1 protein-coding gene is annotated in these 207 nt (G+C 63.3%); it reads right to left on the bottom strand.

Annotation, left to right across the window (positions count from 1 at the left end; all coding sequences use genetic code 11):
* Nucleotides 1–207: aromatic amino acid lyase (locus AF337_RS29680; protein WP_160320377.1), on the bottom strand; the 207-nt coding region annotated here is incomplete at both ends.

Raw genomic sequence — 207 nt, 5'->3', positions numbered from 1 at the left:
GCCTGCTCGCCGCGGATCGCCTCCAGACTGAGCGCACCGGCCGCATCGGCTGTCTTCATCAGCATCTCGGCGTCATGGAGGTTGAGAACCGCCATGGCCGCGCAGAGGCTGTTGCCGTTGATGAGGGCAAGGCAGTCCTTCGCCTTGAGATCGAAAGCAATTGGCGAGATGCCGGCTTTTTCCAGAGCCTGCGGCGCAGGCATGCGT

This window comes from Rhizobium ecuadorense (assembly GCF_001187535.1).
In the GTDB taxonomy this organism is placed as follows: domain Bacteria; phylum Pseudomonadota; class Alphaproteobacteria; order Rhizobiales; family Rhizobiaceae; genus Rhizobium; species Rhizobium ecuadorense.
This window is presented reverse-complemented; position numbering and strand designations above follow the sequence as displayed.